This window comes from Calidifontibacillus erzurumensis, from assembly GCF_013303125.1.
GTDB lineage: Bacteria > Bacillota > Bacilli > Bacillales > Bacillaceae_J > Calidifontibacillus > Calidifontibacillus erzurumensis.
Map to the genome: position 1 here is coordinate 162,082 of NZ_JABTTE010000003.1, position 24,115 is coordinate 186,196.

Consider the following 24,115-nt stretch of genomic DNA (forward strand, 5'->3'; position numbering starts at 1 on the left):
TATGTCTACTGGCTTTTTCCCCATTCATTTTGAACATCTCCGCATACATTGTTATGGAAGTATAAGGACAAGGAGATGTTTTAACATGGTAAAAAGAACTTATGATGATTTAGGCAACCAAAATTTTTTGCATATTTTTAAACGGAGAGAAAGTTGGACTGATCATCGGGATGAAAAAAGAGATGACTTTGAAGAAGCAGAAATGGAAGTAGAGTTCAAAGGCTCAAGAAGGCGTAAAACTGGAAACACATTACGGCCAACAACGTGCCAACAGCTAGCAAATATTATTGGCGGTGAAGTTATTACGACAACTCCAGCTTGTGTTGTTCAACGCCTCCGAAATATAAATGCTACTATATTAGGCCGCAGAACTCGCTCTCCACTTGCATTACCATTTGCTCTTTCCTTTGAAAATAAACGGAATGGGAAAACCTTGAATTTAGGTGAATCAGTAGTTTTGGAAGATGAAATCAATCCATTATTAACAGCATTACGGAAAAGGGGAATTATAGTTACAGCAATTCACAATCACTGGCTCTTTGATAATCCTCGTTTGATGTACATGCACTGGGAAAACGTCGGAGATCCATTCGAATTTGCCAAAAATAGCATTGATGCGGCAAAAGAAGCAGGTCTTTTTAAATAAGTTCAAAAAGCCATTTGATGATCCTTTCGATCACAAATGGCTTTTTACTTTGTTTTATAAATATATCATTTGATAATTTTTTATTTACTTGGATAAACTATTTAAAAAAGAAAGGACTTTGCGTGAATGAAAAACACGTTGAAAAAGATCCTTTATTTTTCAATAGGACTCAATATCCTTCTTCTCGCACTTTTAGTAAAACCTTACTGGAATGATTTTCTCGTAGACGCAAATATTCCCCCTTACTTAAAGAATAAAATATACGTAATGAAAACAAGTAATTACAAGGTTTATAAAACTACAAAAGCATATATTGTCATGCTAGGGGATTCCATCACTCAAGGTGTTGACTGGCATGAATTATTAGGTAGAAACGACATCATCAATCGAGGAATAGCAGGGGATTACTCAGAAGGAATGTTAAATCGCCTTCATTATATTTACAGTTTACATCCCAAATATGTTTTTATTATGGGAGGAATTAATGACATTCGACATCATGTTCTTACTCCGAACGAAATTGCAAAAAATTACGATAAAATGATTTCTGCATTAAAGAACCGAAATATTAAGCCAGTTATAACCTCAACACTTTACGTTGCACCTACTGAAAAAAAACATAAAAAAATAAATGGGAATGTTGACCAATTAAACGCTTTATTAAAAGAAATAGCTAATGAAAAAGGAATTCCATTTATTGATTTAAACAGCAAGTTAGCTAAAGGAAATAGTTTAAATCCAAAGTATACAGTAGATGGCATTCATTTATTAGGTAATGCTTACCGTATCTGGGGAAATGAAATTGAAAAAGTGCTTAAAAAAATGGAAGCTGAAAGCGACATATGAAAATCTCCCAAGACACAAAATGAGCAATTCCCTATTGGAAATTGCTCTATTAAAAGAAAGAAAATTTTATATGCAATAAAGTGGAGCGGGTGACGGGAATCGAACCCGCGACATCAGCTTGGGAAGCTGAAGTTTTACCACTAAACTACACCCGCATGGTGCCGGCAAGAGGACTCGAACCCCCAACCCACTGATTACGATTCAGTTGCTCTACCGATTGAGCTATACCGGCATAAATAAAATTAATTATTAAATGAAACAACGTAAGTCTCAAATTCTAAAATATACTTTTTAGTCGGTCAATTTACATAAAATATTATAGCACCGCTTATTTAGAAATCAATAAAGAATTAATTATGAAAATACAATCTTGCTCGTTTACCAATAAAAGTTTGTTAATATATTCTAATCACATCTTTTTCGCATATTTCATTAAATTAATAAAAAGATATAGACCAGTAAAAGGCAAAGGATTGTAAAAATCCGTATCCACAAAAATACATCCTTTGCCTCTAATAAATTTTGTTAGACTAATTTAAATCGGCAAATTCTCTCGCAATTCTTTGAAAAGCTTCTTGAATCATTGGCCTAGGTGAGGAAACACAAATTCTTTGAAAATCCAAGCCTTCCTCCCCAAACATTTTTCCATCTTCCAATATGACATTTGCTTTATTATAGATTCGTTCATGAACCTCACTAGGAGAAATACCATAGCCTCCGAAATTCATCCACATCAAATATGTACCTTCTGGAATCCTTACTTTCACTTTTGGCATTTTTTCTGCCAAAAATTTTACTATCCACTCCATCGTTATATCAATATATTCCTTTAATTGTTCAAGCCAATCTTCACCTTCGTTATAGGCAGCAATGAGAGCAGAAATTGCAAATGGCGAAGCTAAATGCATCCCCATTTCATTCGTCAATTTTCTCCTCAACTTTTTATTTGGAATTACTAAGTTTGTACAATGAAGCCCAGCCACATTAAACGTTTTGTTTATGGCAGTGCAAGTAATAATATGTTCTGTATTGTTTGTGACTTTCGCAAGCGGTACAAATTTTTCATATCGCCTAATTAAATCACCATGGATTTCATCAGCAATAATTAACACATCATTTTCAAGACAAATAGTTGCCAATTTTTGAAGCTCCTCTGGCTTGAATATTCTCCCTGTCGGATTATGTGGATTACAAAGAATAAATAGCTTTGTATTTTTTTCTTTTGCTTTTGCTTCGAAATCGGCAAAATCAATCGAATAATAGCCGTTTTCATCACAAACAAGAGCATTATTTCGAACTCTTCTCCCATTCCCCTCAATAACTTTTGTAAAAGGAGGATATACTGGGCGTTGAATAATCACTCCATCTCCTGGATTTGTAAAAGCTTTAACAGCCATATGTAAAGCATGAACTGTTCCGGGACTATAAATAATTTCTTCTTGATTGATTACCCAATTATGACGTTTATGAAACCAATATTGAATGGCTTCATAATACTCTTTAGGAAAAATTGAATATCCGTAAATACGGTGATTAACCGTTTGATGAAGTGCATCGATAATCGGCTGAGGTACAGAAAAATCCATATCCGCTGTAAATAAGGGCAAAGTGTTTTCATCATAACGTTCTGTAATCCCTATTCGTTTAATAAAATCGCCGCCATCCCATTTCATCGAATATGTATTTCGCCGGTTAATAATTTCATCAAAGTTATATTTCATAACAACTTCCTCCTTTTCTTTTCACTATAATAGTTACAGAACGTTGAAGCAAAGATTATACAATTTATTCCTTTAAATTAATATTTGACCAATTTATTATGAATATTTACATGAATAAAAGGCATACCCATGGAGGCTTTAATAAAACAAGCAAAACCGTTAGTCCTTTAATTATACAACTAAATTTAAAGAATTAAGTTTCTAGCCTAATGACTTTTAATTTGTAGTTATTTCCAAAAAGAGGTAATAATTCTATTTAAGCCATAGGGGTTATTGTAATTTGAGTATTTATAAAGAAAGAAAAAGACCACAAAGATCATGATACTTATTATTTAAGGGAAAATTATACTATAATATATTTTGTAGAGGTTATTCACTACAATCTTGTCGTTTTTAATAATAAAAAATAAACTAAGTTCTTGACAATGAAATGTGCACCCTCGTTTATATGGCTCAATTTATTCATTAAAAACCTTCCAAATTTAATAATCATAAATTTTTTGTAATAAGAAAAATACATAATAATCTTGTTTAATGTAAATAATGGTAATACACATTTTTACGGGGGTGTCATTTTGGTTGATCGAAGATGCTTCTATTAGACGGCCTCGAGCGTACGTTTCCCAGTTTGGAACGACTGCGCTTCATTTAAGAAATCCCTTCATTGTTGCTTTTTGGTCGTTTGCTTTTCCTGGTTGTGGCCATCTTTTACAAAAAAGGTTACTCAAAGGTATTGCCTTTATTTGTTGGGAGACTATCGTGAATACGAACGCAAAGGTAAATTTATCTATTATGTATACCATGCACGGAAAATTTGAGGAAGCCATCCAAACGATAAATATTAAATGGTTTTTATTATATATGGCAATTTACGTTTTTACAATTTGGGACAGTTACCGTGGGACGGTCGAACTAAATAAACAATATCTACTAGCCAACCGTGAGGATGGATTAATAAGACCATTGACATTGAACCTATTCGATATAAATTTACTTGATAAAAGGTTACCATTGATAGCTTTACTATTTTCTTTTTTAGCACCCGGAATGGGTCATTTGTATGTTCAAGATGTTATCCTCGGGCTATTCATAATTGCTTTGATAATCGTTATCCTTTATTTTTCAAATGCATTACCTGCTGTCCATTATACATTCACCGGAGATTTCAGCCATGCAATCGAAATTATTGATATGCAATGGTTTATGTATCTCCCATCATTTTATTTATTCGTTATTTACCATGCTTATGTATCGACAATTGAATACAATAAACTTTTTGAAAAAGCCCAATCTAAATATTTACGAGTAACTTACCAAAATCCAAATTTTGCATCGAACTTGAGAGAATTTTTCGATAAACAATAAAACTTTTCCTTATCCTTTCTCATTTAAGAAAACTTAACAAAATACAGTACTTGTTGAAACAAAACTGCAAATGTGATTTTTGAATGGCTCCATAGGGTATTGTTTTTGCCTGGGCAAAGTTTTAAAAAATTAACTTTTAGCTGCCAAATGAATGAAGTCCACCTTCATTTTAAATGTGGACATGTGATAGTAAAATGCCATTATGAGGAGAAAGAGTGAATCGAATGTACGTTATTGCATCCTTTGAACACTCTATTGATCTAGAATTAGCACTGACGGCATTAGAGCAGGAAGAAATAAGAAAAAACCAAATCCTAGCAATCCCTCTAAATAAACGGACAGAAAAGAGAAAACTTTTTGATACGATCCATCGCTCAGATGGCCTTAGCCTTTTTGACGTTGGTGCAATTCTCGGTGCCTGCTGTATGCTTTTAGGAGCCATTTATGGAATGGTATTAAAATGGGGACCAATATTATGGGGATTGATTGGTTTAATTGGAGGTTTAACTTTAGGCATTTTACTAAAAGTATTATTTGTAAAAAAGCAAAATAAAAAGCAAGCAAACGATGAGATTCGCACCGAAGTTTTTGTATTGATCCAATGTAGAGAAGACCAAAGTAAAATTGTTGAAAACATTTTATGGAGCCATGAGGCGTTAGGTGTGGCCAAATTAAAATTTCAAGATAATTGATCCAATGGGTAAATATACTTACCCATCGGATTAATTAAATGTTATTAAAATTTTTTATATAATGATAATTGCCAAATTCTTTTGTTGCATGAACCATCGTTTCAATAACCTCTAATGGAACATTGAAAGGGATTTCTGGTCCTTGAGAAGATAAAACATAGCCGTATCCATCTGCTGCTTTATTAATTGCTTTTTTCACCTCTAATAGCGTTCGTATTCTATTCCAATATAACATTTCAATATTATTAAAATTTCCCATGATAGCAATTTTACCTTTTGCTATTTTTTTGCATTCACCTAGGTGGTCTGAATAATCTAAAATTGCCAATACTGCTCCAGTTGTTGCAATTAAGTCTAAAATTCCTTGGGCACTGCCAACCGCTTCATAAACAACTGGGACGGGAATTTCCTTAATAGTCTCTTTTAGCAATGGTAATACATATTTTTCAAACAAGCGTCTGCTAATGACCGTTTGTGAAGCAATTCCATCAGCCATTACTATCATATCTGCTCCTTGGTCTACCATTTTTTTAGCCCAAGCAACAACGAATTGTTTACATTTGTCCAACAATAACTTCAAATATTTATCCCCATTTTTATCTTCATTAATAAGAATTTCCATAAAAGGACCTGTACCCATCAGCATACTTGGCAAACTGAATGGTGCAATGAGACCACCTATTACAGGGGTATGATGACCAACTTCCTTTGCCAAGATATTGATCGCAATTAGTGTTTCTCTCGTTTCCATCGAATTTGCCGGATCAGGAACTTTAATCTCTTTGATTTCCTCTGCTTTTCTAATCACAATTTTTGAAAGTGTCGGGGAACCATTCTTATAATAAGTCAATGGAGAACCCCAAGGTGTCAAATCTTGAACGATATGAGGAATACCAATAACCGCATCATGTTCGAGCCTTTCTAATAATTTTAATTGACCTTTGGCAATGTTTCTACCGCTCTTTTGATAACTTGGCAAATCAATGTTCAACAATTTTGAACCCTGTGTTAATAAAAGAGGAATAACTGGCACTCTATCAACAGGTTGAAACGTTACAGCTCTTATTAACCTTTCTTTGGAGTTCATCAATATACCTCCTTTCTGTCTATTAATCCGAGCAATTCTTTAGCCACTTTGATCGCTTCAACTCCATTTTTTGCCATCGCATCAGCATTGACAGCTTGTACAAGACGCGGTTCAAAATTGAAAGGTGCACCACCAACTAAAATTTTCACCTGCTTCAATCCATTTTCGTTTAGTAGCGTTCGCAATTGTTTAATTTCATCAGCTGTATGAATTATTAGTGCGGAAACACAAACTAATTTTGCATTTTTTTCTTTAACAGCAGCAACAAATTTTTCATTTGGTACAGACAAACCTAAATCCATTACATCAAATCCGGCCATTCGTAAGAAAGTGACGACAATTTTCCTTCCCAATGCATGGTAATCTCCAAATGCATTGCCAATAATAATACTTCCTAAATTTTCCCTTTTACTTTCCTTTTCTAAAATAGGAATTAAAAGATTCATACAAGCTTCAATAATTTTTCCATTTACATATATTTCACTCAATGGAACAAGTCTATCAATTTGTTCTTTGCCAATTGTTTCTACGGTTCGCTCTAAAATATGTGTAGTTAAAAATGTGGGCTCTATCCCTTTCTCAAGAGCGTTTTGGAGAAGCAAGACACAAACTTCCAAATTTTCATTTTTAAAATTTTGATAAAATTGCTCATATAAATTAGACGTATTAAAAATTTGTACACTATTCCTCTGTATACCTAACTCTTTGTATATGTCATCAAGCATTTCTTTTGTCGATTCTAAAAGATCTTTCAAAATCTTTTTTATATTTGCAAAGCTAATCTTATTATACTCAACCATAACAGAAACTTTTTCAATCAAGTCATAGATCTCTTTCAATGTTTCATCAAGCACGATAGATTCGTTTACAATTTTTTCACTATCCCTAAACATGGAAGTAAAACTACCTTTTTCTTGTTCTAATTCCTGAACAACATGGGATAAGGTTTGATTACTATCTTGTAATATTTTCGTCATTTCAGAAGTTTGAACAGTCAATTTACTTGTGGTATCGGTTATGTTCTTTGATGAATTGCTCGTCAAATTAGATAATTTTCCTACTTCTGTTGCAATTACTTTAAAAGCTGTCCCTTGCTGGCCAATCCGGTGCGCTTCAATATTGGCATTAATTGCAAGAATATTTGTTTGGAGGGATACATCTTTCAATACTTCAAACGTTTCTTTTAGACGTTTTCCCACTTCCAAATTTTCCTTATTCAGTTCAATGATTTTTCCATTCATTTCACTGTAATTTTCTTTTAATAGAATCATTTTGTTTAAGTTATTTAATAGCAAATTTAATTGCTGGTCAATTTTTTGTTTCGTTCGTTCAGCAATTAATGTAATATAATTTTCGTTTCTAGTATAGCTAAAGTAAATCCTCTTAATTTGATTTAAATAATCACCTAGTGCACCCATAGATGTTTCTATATCTTCACAGTAATTAAACTGTGACAAAAGTATACTCCGCTGATTTTCCAATTTCTTCTTTTGTTTTTCTAAGACCTCTTGGGTTGACATTGAAATCACCCTACCTATGAAAAATTAGTAGACTTATTTTATTACTATTTCGAATATTTCTATATTAAAATATAATAAAATAAAAGTGAATTTATATTTGTGATAAAAATCACTAAAAATTTAAATAAGTGGAAAAATTTTTGATTTTTTTGTTATTATAGAAAATAACAGTAAAAAATGTATTTTACTAGATTTAAAAAACTGTTTTATTTGAAATTTTCGTATATTCAATGAAATTATATAGATAAATATTCCAATTAAATTTATAATTTATTAAAAATAGATTAAACAGAAAGAAAGAAGGGCTTTTTATGAAAATAAAACTTAAGTCTAATGAAAACGGATTCAATAATACACGGAGATTTCTTATTGATAATAAAGAAGAAATTTTGAAATTATGGGGAAAAGAGTTAAAAGTAAATACTAATTCGAATGAAAAAGAATCAATTCGAAAAAACGGAGCTCTGTTGTATGAACTATTATTACGTTCTCTTGGGAACAACATCTCAGAAGAAGACATAAAATTATTGGCCTACAATGTTGCTAAAGAGCGCGCAGATATGAATATAAATATTGGATGCTTTATATATAATGTTAATCTTGAAAGGAGTATGATTCTAAAATATATTAATCAATCCGGTTTACCTTTGGAGGAAATTATTCCAACCATCGAAATTATTAATAAACAATTTGATTTATTTTGCTATTTTGCGGTGACACGATATACAGAATTGATCGATTTAAAATTACAAGAAAAAAACTTAATTATTTCACGATCACACAATGATAGACTTGCAATTCTTGGACAAATGTCTTCCAGTTTTGTTCACGAATTTCGGAATCCTCTAACTTCCGTAATTGGATTTGTTAAATTGCTTAAAAATGATAATCCAGATATGCCATATCTTGATATTATCAGCAAAGAACTTGAACAACTAAAGTTTCGAATTACACAATTTCTTCACATTTCAAAAATGAATATTGTTAATGAAAGTAAATTTGAAATGATTTCAATGAAGTCATTAATAGAAGAAGTAGCAGACTTCCTATACCCAAGCATTGTTGATGGAAATATCAATATTTCTTCACGTATCGATCCTGAAGCTATTGTATTCGGCGATAAAAATGAATTAAAACAAGTGTTTCTAAACATATTAATGAATGCCATTGATGCTGTAAGAGAAAATAAAGGAGAACGAAATATTACAATACATACTGATATTAATAAAGAAATCGTTTCAATTAGTATTATCAACAATGGTCCACCAATTAGTGCTGAAACATTAAAATTAATTTTCGAACCTTTTTATACAACGAAAAAATTAGGTACAGGAATAGGATTATATGTAAGTAAAAATATTATTGAAAATCATAATGGTAAAATCAGTTGTTTTTCCAATAACGAAAAGACAATGTTTCAAATCAAGTTACCTATTTATAAAGATCAAGAAGAATCTATCCTTTAAGCTGGTCCTACCCTATCCCAATAATACAGGACATAGAGTTTTTATTTGGTTCAAAAATGTGCCGTCTCCCGAAATGACCCCTTAGGTTTTACATCAAATTTCAGAACACTGTTTTGTCTCAACGGAAATGTTATTATTCTAATAGCTTTATTGCCTCAAATGTAAGATTTACTGCATTATGTGTTAAAAGTATTCCAGGAAAACCTCTTTAACTTCTAAAGACAATAATTATAAAAGGGCTTTCCAGAAAGTCGAAAATCGACCATGGATCGCCCTTTCTTTATCTATAAATGTTGAATAATCGACGTTTTGCAAATACTTTTTATGAACTTTTTTCTATCAAATTTTCAATAATTTATTTATAAATTCCGTACGTTTTATTTACATCTTGGATAAAAATAATCCCCATTCCTGGTTCATCAATTTTGAGTTTTTTTCTAATCGCAGACACAATTGCTTCCGTGCTTTCTTTTTCAGACAATATTAAAACAATTTCTTTTTCAGGTTCAATTGCCATTGAAAACAATTTACTTGTTTCATGAATCCCAGAACCTCTTCCATTGATGACTGTTCCTCCTTTTGAACCCGCTTCGACCGCTGCATCAATTACTTTCTCGGCTTTCCCTTTATCTACGATTACCGTTATAGCATGGTACATTGAGTTTTGAACCTCTCTTTCTTCCTGAATTTGTTCATTGTTGCAACTTCTTGCTCCAATGATTTGCAACACAGAAGTTGTAAATGCAATACCATGATTCGGTTTAGAAAATTTAAATTTTTTTTCAAGGTGTTCCAATGCATATTCTGCAGTTTTTTTATTAGTAACCATTAATACAATTTCTTTTCTAACATCGTTAATCGCTAATAATTCTAATAAGCGATTTTTAATGGTACCCTTTCCTAGCAAAACCGTTCCACCAGAAACCCCACATTTCTTAGCTGTTTGCAAAATTTTGCTGCCTAAACCATTATTGACAATGACACATATGAGTTCAAAATCAGATGTTTCTGAATTACTCAGCATCATTCATTACTACTCCTTTTTTTGTTGATTTTAATTTATAAATAAACCCTAATACTTGCAGTGCAATTAATGGTGTCAAAGCAACCATGGCAATCATTCCGAACCCGTCTACTAACACATTCGCTCCTTCTATTGCCTCCGCTGCACCTTGGATAAATGCTAAAATAAACGTTGCAGTCATCGGTCCTGATGCGACCCCACCTGAATCAAATGCAATCCCAACAAACAGTTTTGGTACGAAATACATCATCGCAATGGCAATGATATACCCCGGTAATAGATAATGCCACAACTGCAAATCAGGAACTAAAATTCTAATCATAGATAATCCAACCGCAATACCAACACCAATCGATAAAGAAAATAAAACCATTTTTCGCCTTACATATCCGCTCGTAACATCTTCAATTTGATGCGTTAACACGTGAACAGCAGGTTCAGCCAAAATTACTACAAATCCTAAAATAAAAGCGATAATAATTACGTAAGCTTTATTATTCATGGATGCAATTTGATATCCTACAGCTGTTCCTACATCCATGAATCCAGCATTTACACCAAGTAAAAAGAGGACAAGTCCAACAAAAGTAAACAACACACCCATTAATATTTTATAGACCGCTTTCTTAGACATTTTAAACGAAATTTTCTGAAATACAAGAAAAATTATTAAAATAGGTGCTAATGCCATAGTTATTTCAAATGCAATAATTGGTAGTTTTTGTAAATACGGTCCTATAATTGACGATGAAAACTCATGATGTTCTAAACTCCCTGAGATTTTATCTGTACCTTTGATAATGTTCATGATCATAACAGAGATAATCGCCCCAGCTGAAGCTATTGCTACTAAACCAAAACTATCTTTTTCTGAAGCTTTACTATCTTTTTTTAATGAAGATACACCTAAAGCAAGTGCTAAAATGAATGGAACAGTTAATGCCCCTGTCGTTGCTCCGGATGAATCAAATGATATTGCTAAAAATTCTGGGGAAGTAAATAATGAAAGGACAAAAATAATTACATATAAAATTGTTAATAATTTATATAAAGGATAATTGTATACAATCCTCGCCAATCCTACAGCAATAAGTGCGCCAATACCAATTGAAACAACAACTACTAAACTAAACTTCGATATTTTCCCAGCAGAAACAAAATCAACTTGTCCTGCAAGAATATGCAAATCAGGTTCAGCAACTGAGATAAAAAAACCAAGTGCTAATCCAGCTAATAATACTACTAATAATTTATTTGATTTCGCAACTAATGCTCCCATTTTTTGTCCAATAGGTGTAATTCCTATATCAACACCAAACAAAAATATCGATAAACCAATGATGATTAAAATAGCTCCTAAAATAAACCGAATAATTAATACTGTTTCTAAATTCGTTAGAGTAAAGTTTAAAATTAAGACGATAAATGTTATGGGAAGAACAGCATACAATACTTCAATCAACTTTGAAACTAATACATTCAATGACATCTCATTCCTTTCTATTTGTTTTGATACAAATTTTTTTAAAAGCTGGACTGGTAATAAATTCTGGTATATTATTGAAATTTCTTATAGGATTTGACAAATTCCAATCATTCTTAAAGGTTCACAAAATTACAAATTCACATCAACTTTCACTAAATAATTTTCATTTTTGTCAATTCCTATATAATGCAAAGTTTCTGATGATGATTGGTGATTAAATATTCTGGATAATATGGAAATCGCAATCCCTTTTCGATAAGCATGGTAACCAAATGTTTTTCTTAACGTATGTGTGCCGATATTTCCAGGGATCCCAACCTCTTTAGCTGCACTATTAATAATTCGGTAAGCTTGTTGACGAGTGATTGGCTTTTCGTTTTTCTTTGATATAAAAAGATAATCGTCCTTTTTCAAATCAGCTTGTGCTAAATATTTTTTCAGCTCTTTTTTCACACTGTTGTTAATATAGAATGGGGTTAAAGCATCATTAACACTTCCATTTTTCACGTAAACAAATTCCTTTACATCCTCCCCATCCCATACATCACAAACCTTCAAGGAAAGCAAATCACTGACTCTCATTCCAGTATTAATTCCAAAAACGAAAAATAATAAATCTCTCTGTGAATGTTGCCTTAGTAATCGTTTCATGGCCTTAATATCTGCAATATTTTTAATTGGTTCAACGTATTTCACTGAAGTTGCCTCCTGAAATATATGTTACACAATCGAATTATAACATTTATTAAGTTACATTAAAACCCTTACATTTTATTTAAATTAAGATATTTTTCTTTCAATATTGAACCACGTATTTTTGATGGTGAACACTAAAAGTTTGTAAAAAAATATTGCTTCAAATAAACCTGTCCTGTTATTATAAAAGGTGCCTTAATTTCCCAAATATCAAGTAGTAAAATTGGAGGTGAACTTGAATGGGAGCGAATAAACATAAACAAAGCAAGTTAAAAATGATTATCAAGGGAATCATCATTATTCTTGGAGGATTTATTGCTGCATATGGATTGGAAGCTGTTTTAATTCCAAACAATGTATCTGATGGCGGTGTAACCGGACTTAGCATTGTTGGTTCACAATTATTCGGATTACCACTAGGAGCTTTAATCGCTTTGATCAATCTGCCTTTTATATGGATGGGGTACCAGCAAATTGGAAAAAGTTTTGCAATTTTTTCTATTATCGGAATTGCGTCCCTATCAATTGGCACAATGCTTATGCACCATATTCCAACTATAATAGAAGGAGATACTTTATTAATTACAGTTGTTGGCGGAATTATCCTCGGCTTAGGTATGGGATTAGCACTCCGTAATGGAGGTGCACTAGATGGTATAGACATGCTGGCAGTACTTCTTTCTAGGAAATTGCCTTTTGGTACGAGCGATCTCATATTAATTCTAAACTTTTTTGTATTTATTTTTGTTTCCATTGTCTTCGGTTTAAAAGGGGCTATTCTTTCAGCAATTGCTTACTTCATTGCCTCAAAGGTTATTCATATTGTTGAAGAAGGTTTAAGCGGTTCAAAAACTTTCAAAATTATTACTACTCAACCAGAACTAATGGTTGAAACAATTCGCAATCGCCTTGGCCGAAGCGCAACTTATTCCGATGTATACGGCGGATATACAAACAATAAATTTAAAGAAATTACTTGTGTTATTAACCGTTTAGAAGAAAGTAAAATGAAAGAAATCATTAATGAAATTGACGAAAATGCTTTTATTACGGTTTATGACGTTGCAGAAGTAAAGGGTGGAAGTTTTCGAAAAAGGAATATCCATTAATGGAAAAGAGGCAGGAAGTGTTGGAAATGTCATTTTCTTATACTCCCCTCTATAATCCCCCTTTCAAATTCCTCTCTCAAAGAATTTGAAAAGTTTTCTTGAATATAATAATGATTTGTTGTATTATAAATTTAGATAATTATCTAAATATCTAATTAAAAACGAGGCGATCTTTATGAATGAATCGTTTAAAGCTTTGTCAGATCCTACTCGCAGGAAAATCATACGCCTCCTTAAAGAAAAGGATATGACTGCTGGTGAAATTGCTGATCATTTTGAAATGTCCAAACCAAGTATATCCCACCATCTTAATCAGTTAAAGCAAGCAAAACTTGTGCTCGATGAAAGGCAAGGACAACATATTGTTTATTCTTTAAATACATCAGTGGTCCAAGAAATTTTGGGCTGGTTTTTAGATATACTAGGTAAAGAGGAGGAAAAGTAATGAACACCAGCAAAATAAAATGGAACAAAATTGATCTCATCAGCTTAATAATCGTTCTTATTCCGATTGTTATGACGATTTTTGTATATCAAAAATTGCCGGACGAACTCGCTGTTCATTTTGGTATTAATGGAGAACCGGACGGCTATCAAGGAAAAAGGAGTTTTTTGCTGTTAAATATCCTTATGCTTTTTGGGATTCCTATCTTATTGAAAATCATTCGTTATATCGATCCGAAAAAAAGGAACTATGAAAAATTCGAAGCAACTTATGATATGTTTCGCTTATTGATTACGATTTTTCTAAGTTTTATGGTTATAGCTATTCTTCTGTTTAATTTAGGTTTTTCGATTAATATCCAAATGGTTGTTTTAATTGGTATCGGCATAATCTTTATGTTTTTCGGCAATTATATGTCTCGGATCCGGTTCAACTATATGGTTGGGATTCGTACACCTTGGACTTTGGCGAATGAAGAAGTGTGGCGCCGCACCCATCGTTTAGGTGGACCACTTTGGTTTATTGGCGGAATTGCGATCATTTTTATTGCTTTTCTACCTGGAAAGATGGCATTTATTTTTATGATGGTACTTACAGCGATAATCACATTCATACCAGTTATTTATTCCTTTATTCTTTACAAGAAGTTAGATCAACAATAAGGTATAGAGAACAAGATTCCAAACCAATTTGCAGATTCTTACTAAAAAAAAAAACAGTACTCCATGATTTTCATTTTTTTAAATTCAATACTTTATATATGAATATTTTTGACTTGAGCATAAAAAAACCATTTGTCCTAAAAATGCAACAAATGGTTTCTTTTTTTTTAATACTTTGATTTATTTGAATCAGTAGGTTTTAGAAATTTCCTTCTATCGGTAATGAAAAAACTGTCAGGTGCTATTGATTTATCACGAAGTTTTACTTGCAGCTGATTTAATAATGAAGTGAGGTTTGCACGCTCATTTTCATCTACTATAAAGCTTATTCCATAAAGTTGGGTATGATCATTCGTTTCCCCTTTCCAAACGATGGAACCATACAACTCTATATTTTGCCCTAGAATCCTCGTGTTAAATTTTAAGACTAAATCTGATCGTACTGGAAGTTTTACAATGGATTCAATTTTTAATCCTCCAGGTCCGATATCCTTTATTAATACATTAGTCGAACCAAGTTGAACTTTTTTTCCTTTAAATTCTGAAATTGTCATACCCGCACCAAGCGGAATGGGTAAATTAATTCTAAAAAATTGTCTTCGGTTTACAAAATTCAAATCTTCTTTATGATCAGTGTTTTCTTTCATCAAATACATTTCTTCGATACTTCTATCCACAGAACAACCTATCCCTTCTGCTAGGTTTTGAAACTGAGTAATGTTGCCATTGAACATAGCAGCTGTTATTTTCAATCGATCAATTTCAAAATGATTGTTTTCAGAAGCTTAAGGAATCCATATTAATTTTATCATAAAAAGGTTGTCCCACTTTTATCAATAGTTATTTTCTTACATTATATAAAATATTATATTTTTATTCCGTTTGAATATTCCAATTCTTTATCGCAAATCAGAGTTATATTTCTCTTGTATTGAATTTTTTAGTCGATGAACTCCTCTAAATAAACATTATTCCATATTACTTGATTTCTGCCATTTTTCTTAGCGATATACATTGCTTGTTCAACAGCTTTTAAAAATTTATTTGAATCTTCCCAAATAAATGGCGTTTTTGTTCCTACTCCTACACTTACTGTGACATAATTTGATGTGATGGATTGACAGTGAGGAATTTTCATATTTTCAATACTTTGCCGAATTATTTCTGCGGTTTTCAATGCAGCATTAATGTTAGTCTCGGGGAGAAGTATAAAAAAAGTACCATCTGCAAATTTTGCTAATAAATCATCGGGGCCTTTCAATAAAGACTTCACTTTGATTACAATTTCCTTAACAGTTAGATCACCCAATTCTAAACCGTACGTTTCTTTATATAGTGGTAAATGATCAATATCAAAGACAACTAACGAAATCGGAGTTAATTTGTTCATAGCAGCTTCCCATTTTTTTCCAAAAATATCTTTGAAATAGTTGAAATTTGGAAGCATCGTTACCATTTCTTTAGTTTGGAGATGCTCAATTTTAGAATTTAAAACGATGCTCTCATTAGGGAAATTTAATGAATCTTCTAAATAATTCATATAATCCACCTCCACTTTTAATTATATAGAGTTTTATAAGTGGAAGATAGTACTTATAAAAATTTTCATAATTTATTTAATAAAAAATCTACAGCTACTCTGGATAGTCCACTAAATTTGGAATCATATTTCGGATACCTCCACGAGGATCTTCGATATCTCCTTTGTAACGAGGAATTAAATGAAAATGCAAATGGTGGATCGTTTGGCCCCCGTATGAGCCAACATTAACTCCAATATTGTAACCATCAGGTGAATACTCACGTTCAAGAAATTGTTTTCCTAATTTGATTAATTCATGAATGTCGTAGATCTGTTGATCGTTAGCATCAAAATATGATTCAACATGTTCTTTCGGTATTATAAGCATATGACCTTTTTGAACAGGATATTTATCAAAAAAAGCTATAGCGTTTTTATTTTCTAAAAGAATTTGCTTTTTTTCTATTTGACAAAATGGACAAGTCATCTTTTAACCTCCTTTTGAGCATTGAACCTATAAGACTGATCCAGTCAATAAACAACGTGGCTTGAAAGATTAAAAGAATAATACTTATTAATTTTTTAGTATGAAAGTCAATAGGTCTATTTTAAAAAAAAACCTATATCTTTATATGGAAGATACAAAATATGCTCTTCAGTTTTAATAATTTAAACCAAATGAAATGGGTGAAGGGTCATGTATACTGTCCATTTTTATGAAAACAAAAATTTATTGTTAAGCCAATGGCTAAAAAATATTCCTTCTGTAGGAGATGCATTAAAGATCAAAGGTCGAAAAGGAAAAGTTGTCGAAATTCAAAAGGTAAATGAAACCACCATTCATGTTCAAGTAAATTTAGAAAAAGAAATTAAAAAAGCACCTTTGTTAGATACAAATAAAAAGAAAAAACGGTGATGCTCTCCTAAGATTAACTCAGGTATCCTAAAGGTGGCTACTACAATCATATACTCCCTTGACAATTTAATACTTTAGAGATTTCTCATACAAAGGGGTGTCTTGACCAAAGATGACAAAGTCGACACCCTACTTTTCTGTTTCACAATAATGAACCAAATTCCTTTACTAAGCCTCCAAATTTTTTTAGAGTGTTTTCAATTGGAACTGGACTTGTCAAATCAACACCAGTCTTTTTTAGCAACTCAAGCGGATAATCTGAACTGCCGCTTTTTAAAAATTTTATATAAGAGTTGAGGGTTTTTTTATCGCCTTCTAGTATTTTTGTTGCCAAATGAATAGCTGAAGCAAATCCAGTCGCATATTTATATACATAAAACGGACGATAAAAATGTGGTATTCGAGCCCACCCATATTTTACTTCCTCATCAAAAACGATGTCTGGTCCATAATAATCCCTGAACAATGTTTCATATGTTTTGTTGAACACATCTACATTTAGCGGAATTCCTCGTTCTGCCATTTCGTGGGTTTTCATTTCAAATTCGGCAAACATCACTTGGGTAAAAAATGTCCCCTTGAATAGATCAATAAAATGATTCAAAAGATATTTCCTTACTTTTAAATCTTTTTCTTCATTTAATAAATACTGTATTAATAATACTTCGTTTACAGTTGAAGCTACTTCCGCAACAAATATGCTGTAGCTGGCTGTGATTTGCGGCTGATACTCACTACTGAGTTTACTGTGAACCCCGTGTCCACATTCATGTACGAGCGTAAACAAACTATCTAGATCATCACGATAGTTTAATAATATATAAGGATGGACACCATAAACCCCAAGATTGTAAGCTCCAGAACGTTTTCCCGGTGTTTCCCTTACATCAATATACCTAGAATTTTTAAATTCCTTTAAAATTTCCAAATAATCGTCCCCAAGCGGTGCCAAAGCTTTTAACATTGTTTCATAAGCTTTTTCGTAAGGGATTTCTTGTTTAACTCCAGATACTAGCGGAGCACTTAAATCATATTGACGTAATTCCTCAAGATTCAATTTCTCTTTGCGTATACGTATATATTCGTGCAACGGGGCGATATTTTGTTTAGTTGCTTCAATAAGATTTAAATAAACTTCTTTCGGTACGTTATCAGCAAATAAAGCTTTTTCCAATGCAGATGGATAATTACGAATTCTTGCTAATGTAACATTGTTTTTAATAGCAGCTGAGAGTGTTGAGGCGATTGTATTTTTTGCCTCAACATATGGTTTATAATATGCTTTATAAGCTTCACAACGTTTTTGGCGATTTTCATCTTCAATTAATTTTGCATAAAGGCCTCTTGTTAATGGAATTTTATTCCCATTTTTATCAGTGACTTCCCCAAATTTTATATCTGCATTATTGATCATTTTAAATGTTACGCTCGGTGCAGATAGAGCTTCACCTAATTGTGATAATAGTTCTTCTTGTTCTTTCTTTAAAACATGAGGCTTATATCGGAAAGAATCGAATAAATCTTCTTCAAAATACTTTAACCCTTCCACTTCGGCGATAAATTCTTTTAATGTTATTTCATCCAGACTAAGTAAAAAAGGCATAAAAAACGAAGTGGCAGAATTAACTTTTACACTGAGTGCTTTCGCTCGATCTAATAATGCTTGCGAACTTGTCACTCTTGTATCCTCATCTAGTTTCAACATGCTGTATGCATATAAATGTTTCAATTTGTATGAAACTTCTTCTTTTAGTTTTAAAAAAGCAAATAAAGTTTTCCCATTTGTAATTGCACCATCAAATTCCTTTAATTTTGCAATACTTTGTTCAATTCGTGTAAAGTCTTCTTCCCATTTTTCAAGATTAGGATAAATATCTGCCAAGTTCCATTTTTCATGGGCCGGTACTTCTGAGCGTGATTGATATGTTGTCATTTCAGTTGAACGCTCCTTTTTTTTAGTTTATGTATTAATCATATTATTAAATGAAGGTTTTCATATCACTTATTTTATCATACTTGCTGATCCCTCCCTTCCCTTTTTTATACCACTTTGTGTTCTTTGAGTTTGATCTTGTCTCTCAAATTCCCCAAATTTTTATGAGCGTTAACTATGTAAATTGAAATTAATTAAGACGTTTTACCGCCCCTTTTATCTTTTGCAATTAAAATATTAATAACTATTGGTTATTAATTTTATGCATATTAAGAATTAGAAGTTATATTTTAATGAGAGTATGATATTGTATAAAGAAAACTAAACATTAATGAGGTTTTATTTATGGAGTGGCATCAGATTTATTATTTTCAGACCGTTGCGAGAACACAGCATATTACGAAAGCTGCAAAGGAATTGTCTATTTCCCAACCCGCCCTTAGTCGGGCCATTCATAAACTTGAAATAGAATTAGGTGTTAAGTTATTTGATAGAAAAGGGAGAAACATCTTTTTAAATCGATATGGAAAAATGTTTCTCAACCGAGTAGAACAAGCGATAAAACAAATTGAAATAGGTAAACAAGAAATAATAGATGAAATTCATCCTGAACATGGGACAATTTCTTTAGCATTTTTACCATCGCTTGGAATCAGTTTTGTTCCTGATATTTTGAGCAATTTCCGTTCAAGATACCCACATATCAAATTTCAGTTGCACCAAGCTTCGAATGAAGAAATTTTTAACCAAGTAAAATCTGGGAAAGTTGATTTAGCGTTTCTTACGCTATTAACCACTGACGAGGATATTTGGTGGCAACCATTATTAACAGAGGAACTATTTTTAATAGTATCGAATACCCACCCGCTTGCTAATTATGATGAAGTCGAGTTAGCAATGATCAAAGGCGAGCCATTTATTACTTTCCGTGAAGGATATGGGTTACGTACAATTATTCAAAACTTCTGTATGAAGGCGGGGCTTTCACCTGATATTGTTTTTGAAGGAGAAGATATTGGGACGGTTTCAGGTTTAGTTAGTGCAGGATTAGGAGTATCGTTAGTACCTGATGTAAAAGTGATTGATAAAAGTAAAGTCAAGCTCATTCGTGTAAAAAATCCGCTTTGTACCCGGGATATTGGTATTGCACGATTAAAAAATAGCTATCTTTCACCTGCTACCAAAAAATTTATCGATTTTGTAAAAGGCTTGTAAAAAAATTGGACGAGCAGCTTGTCTAAATTTAAACACATTTGAAACATCTTTTTGAAGGACAATTGGTGTTGGGAAGAAAATTTAACCACAATTCAATACTAATTGAAATCAAATAAAGGGGTCTTCATTGATTATGGATTTTATACAACGTGGAACAAGACAATTTTTATTTGTTAATATTGCTTTATTTGCAGGTGGCTTTACCACTTTTGCAATACTTTGGGGAACACAGCCCCTCCTACCAGAAATAAGCAAAGAATTTCAGCTTTCACCAGCAGTGGCAAGTTTAAGCTTATCCTCAACAACAATAGCTTTAGCTATCAGCATGTTAATAGCCGGTTCTTTATCGGAAGTGTTTGGAAGAAAACCGGTCATGACATTCGCGCTATTAACATCTTCAATTATAGCAGTTTTTACTGCGTTTAGTCCTAACTTTCATCTGCTCCTTTTCGGTCGGATTTTGCTTGGGATCACTCTCGCCGGTTTGCCAGCGGTCGCAATGGCTTATTTAGGTGAAGAAATCGAACCAAAAAGCTTGGGAATGGCTATGGGGCTTTATATTAGCGGAAATTCAGTCGGGGGCATGGCCGGCCGAATTATTTGCGGAATTTTAACAGATTTATTTAATTGGCGAATTGCTCTAGCTGGAATAGGTATTATTAGTTTAATAGCAAGTATAATCTTTTGGTTGATTTTACCACATTCTTCTCATTTCAAAGCTAGAAAATTGGAGATTAAACCATTGGTCCTTTCGCTTTTTACGCAATTTAAAGAACCAAGTCTTGTTTATTTATTTATGATTAGCTTTCTGTTAATGGGAAGTTTCGTATCATTGTATAATTATATTGGTTTTCAACTTATTGCTCCTCCTTATTCATTAAGTCAGACGTTAGTTGGGTTTATTTTTATCGTTTATACGGTTGGTACTTTTAGCTCTACATGGATGGGAATGCTGGCAGACCAATATGGGAAAAAGAAATTATTACAAATTTCATTGGTAATTTTACTGGTCGGTGCCTTTCTAACACTAAATACATCTTTATGGATAAAAATTATTGGAATAGCAATCTTTACATTTGGTTTTTTTGCTGGACATTCTATTGCCTCAAGCTGGGTTGGACAATTGGCCACTCATGATAAAGCCCAGGCTGCAGGATTATATTTATTTTTCTATTATGCAGGCTCAAGTATTGGCGGTACGGTGAGCGGTACATTTTACAGTAGTTTTGGCTGGATTGGTGTTATAATGATGATTACTGTTCTTAGTATTTCATCTATTATTCTATCAATGCGCATAGCAGCTCGCAAATCAAGCCGATTCCTACAAAAGAGTTCACCCCATCAAGTTTAAACATGAAAAATTCAAATGCGTTATCTCGAAATAAGAAGGTGATTGTTTGGCAAAAAAACCTTTTCTCTTTTTAATTGGTGGAATATTTGCATTAATGGTTGCAATGGGAATCGGTAGATTTGCATATACACCACTGCTTGTACATATGCAAAATGATCTTGGTTTTTCAGATGCCGTTGCTGGTTATTTAGCAACAACCAATTATGCTGGTTACTTAATCGGTGCTATCATTGCTAGTATGATACCGATGAATGGACAAAAAACAAGCTACTTGCGCAAAAGTTTGATCCTCAGTGTTTTTACAACTACATTGATGGGAGCAACACATTTTTATTGGCTTATGTTTGTGCTTCGATTTTTATCCGGTGTTGCAAGTGCGTTTGTATTTATTGTTTCTTCAAGCATTGTGCTAGACAGACTTGCTAAAATAAAAAAAACATATTGGTCTGGATTATTTTACAGTGGGGTAGGCCTTGGAATCTTTTTTACAAGCCTTATCATTCCAAAATTCAATCAAATTTTTGAATGGGAAGGATCTTGGGCAGGTTTAGGTATAATTAGTGGCATCCTTACTCTTTACATTTCATTTTCTGTTATAGAATTGAAAACATATAAAGAAAATCAACAGAATCAACAATTTTCCCTTCAAATCCCATCGGACAAATCCCTTTCTTGGCTTATTATTGCTTACGGTCTTGAAGGATTAGGATATATTGTTACGGGTACTTTTATTGTTGTAATAGCTGAAAAAAATGTGTTATTAACTTTTGATCCTATTTTCATATGGATGGTTGTTGGTTTAGCTGCCATTCCTTCCTCCTATATGTGGTCAATATTAGGCAAAAAATGGAGATATGTCCACGCATTAATTTTAGCGATGCTTTTACAAGCAATCGGTATTTGTTTACCTGTAATTTCAGCATCTCCAAATTTATTGCTCATAAGCGCGGTTATATTCGGGGGGACTTTTATGGGAATTACAAATCTGGCAACTACACTATGCCGACAAATAGACCCAAACAATAGCAGCCGGACTATCGGGATTATGACAGTGGTTTATGCAATTGGCCAAATGATTGGACCTTCAATTGCAGGTATTATAGCAGATATTACAAATAACTATAATTCTTCCTTATTCGGTGCTGCCATGGTTGTATTTATTGGCGGTTGTTTGCTTATTAACTGTATCCCATTTGAAAAGAAACAAACGGAATTTGCCAATGAACAATTAACAACAGGAAAAAGAAAAATTAATCTTTAAAATAATACGGACAAGTAAGCATTAGTCAAAGCGCTTCTATTTTACAACAAGCAGAACAAAATCTTTATATAAAAACTTTCCTTAAATTAAAAAGTTCCATTTAACCTTTTTGAGGTCAAAAACTACTTATTAAAAAATTAAGATAACGATTTTCGATTTCATTTTTCTTAAAGAAAATTTTTGAATCAGCCTTAGATTAGAATTATGACAACTTATTTGTCCCATGTTCGACTTTAATAATTTATAGATAATTGGTTTCATCTCTCATCTTTTTTTAGAGTGTGGAAATAAAAATAAGCATTTGCAGCATTTTAAAGAACAAATACGGTAAAATTTTTTTAAATCGATTTGTTCATTAATGTCTTATAAAACTAAAATACGAATAACAATAAATCATCTACTCTCTTTTTGAACGATTTTTATTCTAAATCTAATACATATTGAAAAAAATAAAAATTTCGACCTAAGAGCTTCCCCTTTTCTAATCGAATACCCCTATTACCACAAAAAATAGCTCGTTCATATAAAACTTCAATTGTTTTACGATTTTCACCTATTGACAATGGAAAATTTATGATAAAAATACAGGCAAAAATGTCCCGGGATTAATAAGATACATTAATCGGAATTTCAATTGAAGGAGGACCATCATGGGACAAAATAATGAATTATTTTTTGCAAGATTATCGGGTGTAGAAGAAGTACCACCTGTGAGAACAAAAGCTTTCGGAGTTGCAAAGTTTAAAGTAAGTTCAACCGAAAGAAAAATTGGATATAAATTAACTGTCAATGATCTCAAAAATTTTACTGTAGCTCATATTCATCTTGGGAGGAGATGTATGAACGGGCCAATCGTGGCTTTTTTATTCGGTCCAATTGATCCTGCTATTAGTGTAAATCAAGGGGTTGTTGAAGGTATCATTACAGCAGAAAACCTTGTAGGGCCACTTCAAGGTAGGCCGCTTTCGGATTTATTAAATGCCATGCGAGCTGGAAGAGCTTATGTTAATGTCCATACAGTTCAAAATCCAAACGGAGAAATTCGAGGACAAATTCAACCATGCTGATCTAAATTATTGTATTGTAAAGAATAATTAAAAGGTCTGACAGCACTTCCTATCAGACCTTTGTTCATTTTATTACAATTATTGT

The 24,115-nt window shown here is 32.4% G+C and carries 23 protein-coding genes and 2 tRNA genes; 13 read left to right on the forward strand and 12 right to left on the reverse strand.

What is annotated here, in order from left to right:
• Positions 1-85: 85 nt before the first annotated feature.
• Both HR057_RS04115 and HR057_RS04120 read left to right on the forward strand, forming a co-directional pair.
• The gene (locus HR057_RS04115; RefSeq protein WP_329955835.1) at positions 86-646 is read left to right on the forward strand and encodes a DUF1259 domain-containing protein; all 561 of its coding nucleotides are present in this window, start codon (positions 86-88) and stop codon (positions 644-646) included.
• Positions 647-772: 126 nt separating this feature from the next.
• Positions 773-1,492 carry a GDSL-type esterase/lipase family protein gene (locus HR057_RS04120; protein WP_173730156.1) on the forward strand — a complete coding sequence of 240 codons (720 nt, stop codon included), beginning with the start codon at positions 773-775 and terminating at the stop codon, positions 1,490-1,492.
• A gap of 81 nt (positions 1,493-1,573) precedes the next feature.
• Here HR057_RS04120 and HR057_RS04125 read toward each other — a convergent pair.
• The 3 genes from HR057_RS04125 to HR057_RS04135 all read right to left on the reverse strand — a co-directional run bounded on the left by HR057_RS04125 (position 1,574) and on the right by HR057_RS04135 (position 3,213).
• Positions 1,574-1,647 (reverse strand) — tRNA-Gly (locus HR057_RS04125).
• A 1-nt stretch (position 1,648) separates the two neighbouring features.
• Positions 1,649-1,724, reverse strand: a tRNA-Thr gene (locus tag HR057_RS04130).
• Positions 1,725-2,022: 298 nt separating this feature from the next.
• Complete coding sequence (locus HR057_RS04135) at positions 2,023-3,213, reverse strand: MalY/PatB family protein (protein ID WP_173730157.1); 1,191 nt, start codon at positions 3,211-3,213, stop codon at positions 2,023-2,025.
• A gap of 579 nt (positions 3,214-3,792) precedes the next feature.
• Between HR057_RS04135 and HR057_RS04140 the strand changes: the two genes are divergently transcribed.
• Positions 3,793-4,578 carry a hypothetical protein gene (locus HR057_RS04140; RefSeq protein ID WP_230474348.1) on the forward strand — a complete coding sequence of 262 codons (786 nt, stop codon included), beginning with the start codon at positions 3,793-3,795 and terminating at the stop codon, positions 4,576-4,578.
• A gap of 215 nt (positions 4,579-4,793) precedes the next feature.
• A complete protein-coding gene (locus HR057_RS04145) occupies positions 4,794-5,270 on the forward strand; it encodes a hypothetical protein (protein WP_230474349.1) in 477 nt (158 codons plus the stop codon).
• Positions 5,271-5,304: 34 nt separating this feature from the next.
• On the opposite strand, the gene HR057_RS04150 is transcribed toward HR057_RS04145, so the two are convergent.
• A complete protein-coding gene (locus tag HR057_RS04150) occupies positions 5,305-6,357 on the reverse strand; it encodes a uroporphyrinogen decarboxylase family protein (protein ID WP_173730159.1) in 1,053 nt (350 codons plus the stop codon).
• Complete coding sequence (locus tag HR057_RS04155) at positions 6,357-7,877, reverse strand: cobalamin-dependent protein (protein ID WP_173730160.1); 1,521 nt, start codon at positions 7,875-7,877, stop codon at positions 6,357-6,359. Before HR057_RS04155 ends, HR057_RS04150 begins: the two co-directional genes overlap by 1 nt.
• Positions 7,878-8,188: 311 nt before the next feature.
• Between HR057_RS04155 and HR057_RS04160 the strand changes: the two genes are divergently transcribed.
• Complete coding sequence (locus tag HR057_RS04160) at positions 8,189-9,343, forward strand: histidine kinase N-terminal domain-containing protein (protein WP_173730161.1); 1,155 nt, start codon at positions 8,189-8,191, stop codon at positions 9,341-9,343.
• Between the two features lie 355 nt (positions 9,344-9,698).
• On the opposite strand, the gene HR057_RS04165 is transcribed toward HR057_RS04160, so the two are convergent.
• From HR057_RS04165 to HR057_RS04175, 3 genes are all read right to left on the reverse strand, one after another.
• Positions 9,699-10,370, reverse strand: coding sequence for a P-II family nitrogen regulator (locus tag HR057_RS04165; RefSeq protein ID WP_230474350.1), 672 nt, complete (start codon positions 10,368-10,370; stop codon positions 9,699-9,701).
• Entirely contained in the window at positions 10,357-11,850 is a 1,494-nt protein-coding gene (locus tag HR057_RS04170) for a DUF1538 domain-containing protein (RefSeq protein WP_173730162.1), read from the reverse strand. The genes HR057_RS04165 and HR057_RS04170 overlap by 14 nt, the downstream gene beginning before the upstream one ends.
• Positions 11,851-11,982: 132 nt before the next feature.
• Positions 11,983-12,549 (reverse strand): site-specific integrase, encoded by a 567-nt coding sequence (locus tag HR057_RS04175; RefSeq protein ID WP_173730163.1) that lies wholly within the window; start codon positions 12,547-12,549, stop codon positions 11,983-11,985.
• A 239-nt stretch (positions 12,550-12,788) separates the two neighbouring features.
• Here HR057_RS04175 and HR057_RS04180 point away from each other — a divergent pair, with 239 nt between their 5' ends.
• The 3 genes from HR057_RS04180 to HR057_RS04190 all read left to right on the forward strand — a co-directional run bounded on the left by HR057_RS04180 (position 12,789) and on the right by HR057_RS04190 (position 14,765).
• The gene (locus HR057_RS04180) at positions 12,789-13,658 is read left to right on the forward strand and encodes a YitT family protein (RefSeq protein ID WP_173730164.1); all 870 of its coding nucleotides are present in this window, start codon (positions 12,789-12,791) and stop codon (positions 13,656-13,658) included.
• 175 nt (positions 13,659-13,833) lie between these two features.
• Positions 13,834-14,103 (forward strand): autorepressor SdpR family transcription factor, encoded by a 270-nt coding sequence (locus tag HR057_RS04185; RefSeq protein WP_173730165.1) that lies wholly within the window; start codon positions 13,834-13,836, stop codon positions 14,101-14,103.
• On the forward strand, positions 14,103-14,765 hold the full coding sequence (locus HR057_RS04190) for an SdpI family protein (protein WP_173730166.1): 663 nt from the start codon (positions 14,103-14,105) through the stop codon (positions 14,763-14,765). The genes HR057_RS04185 and HR057_RS04190 overlap by 1 nt, the downstream gene beginning before the upstream one ends.
• Before the next feature lie 167 nt (positions 14,766-14,932).
• Here the strand turns inward: HR057_RS04190 and HR057_RS04195 are convergent, their stop codons facing one another.
• The 3 genes from HR057_RS04195 to HR057_RS04205 all read right to left on the reverse strand — a co-directional run bounded on the left by HR057_RS04195 (position 14,933) and on the right by HR057_RS04205 (position 16,774).
• Positions 14,933-15,517, reverse strand: coding sequence for a PilZ domain-containing protein (locus HR057_RS04195; protein ID WP_173730167.1), 585 nt, complete (start codon positions 15,515-15,517; stop codon positions 14,933-14,935).
• A gap of 188 nt (positions 15,518-15,705) precedes the next feature.
• Complete coding sequence (locus HR057_RS04200; RefSeq protein ID WP_173730168.1) at positions 15,706-16,305, reverse strand: diguanylate cyclase domain-containing protein; 600 nt, start codon at positions 16,303-16,305, stop codon at positions 15,706-15,708.
• A gap of 94 nt (positions 16,306-16,399) precedes the next feature.
• Positions 16,400-16,774 (reverse strand): HIT family protein, encoded by a 375-nt coding sequence (locus tag HR057_RS04205; RefSeq protein ID WP_173730169.1) that lies wholly within the window; start codon positions 16,772-16,774, stop codon positions 16,400-16,402.
• A 210-nt stretch (positions 16,775-16,984) separates the two neighbouring features.
• Between HR057_RS04205 and HR057_RS04210 the strand changes: the two genes are divergently transcribed.
• Complete coding sequence (locus tag HR057_RS04210) at positions 16,985-17,203, forward strand: hypothetical protein (protein ID WP_173730170.1); 219 nt, start codon at positions 16,985-16,987, stop codon at positions 17,201-17,203.
• Positions 17,204-17,345: 142 nt separating this feature from the next.
• Here HR057_RS04210 and pepF read toward each other — a convergent pair whose 3' ends face one another.
• Positions 17,346-19,136: an oligoendopeptidase F gene (gene pepF, locus HR057_RS04215; protein WP_173730171.1), complete on the reverse strand. Its 1,791-nt coding sequence runs from the start codon at positions 19,134-19,136 to the stop codon at positions 17,346-17,348.
• Between the two features lie 345 nt (positions 19,137-19,481).
• Between pepF and HR057_RS04220 the strand changes: the two genes are divergently transcribed.
• From HR057_RS04220 to HR057_RS04235, 4 genes are all read left to right on the forward strand, one after another.
• Positions 19,482-20,351: a LysR family transcriptional regulator gene (locus tag HR057_RS04220; protein ID WP_173730172.1), complete on the forward strand. Its 870-nt coding sequence runs from the start codon at positions 19,482-19,484 to the stop codon at positions 20,349-20,351.
• A 133-nt stretch (positions 20,352-20,484) separates the two neighbouring features.
• Positions 20,485-21,702, forward strand: a complete 1,218-nt coding sequence (locus tag HR057_RS04225) for an MFS transporter (protein WP_173730173.1) — start codon at positions 20,485-20,487, stop codon at positions 21,700-21,702.
• A 46-nt stretch (positions 21,703-21,748) separates the two neighbouring features.
• Complete coding sequence (locus HR057_RS04230; RefSeq protein WP_173730174.1) at positions 21,749-22,963, forward strand: YbfB/YjiJ family MFS transporter; 1,215 nt, start codon at positions 21,749-21,751, stop codon at positions 22,961-22,963.
• Positions 22,964-23,613: 650 nt separating this feature from the next.
• Positions 23,614-24,030 (forward strand): CHRD domain-containing protein, encoded by a 417-nt coding sequence (locus HR057_RS04235; protein WP_173730175.1) that lies wholly within the window; start codon positions 23,614-23,616, stop codon positions 24,028-24,030.
• Positions 24,031-24,115: the final 85 nt, after the last annotated feature.